The sequence below is a fragment of the Dellaglioa sp. CoH-55-MRSF-8 genome (assembly GCF_056782195.1).
This window is the reverse complement of record NZ_JBXAYH010000262.1, coordinates 1-239: the sequence shown is the minus strand read 5'-3', so window position 1 is coordinate 239 and position 239 is coordinate 1. Positions and strand designations below refer to the sequence as shown.

The 239-nt window shown below is 62.8% G+C and carries 1 protein-coding gene; it reads left to right on the top strand.

Annotated features, from left to right (window positions below; genetic code table 11):
* Window positions 1-239 (top strand): hypothetical protein (locus tag AC1RPW_RS08690; protein ID WP_481769561.1); only part of this gene is annotated, 239 nt, incomplete at both ends.

Here is a 239-nt window from a genome sequence, read left to right as displayed (position 1 = left end):
GACCTGGTCGGGCGCGGGTACACGATCCTCGACAGCGACCCTGGCTACCACGAGACGGAGTACACACGCATCAGCGAACTCCTCACAGCCGACGACCAGCGTGTCACCGTCGAGAACATCGAGAACATCGACGGCCGCGCCGCGCATGTTCGCGTCCACGCGGACAACGACGCGAACGTCATCTACTTCATCCGGGACGCCAAGATGGCAGGTTTCCACACATACGGAGGCAGCCAGTC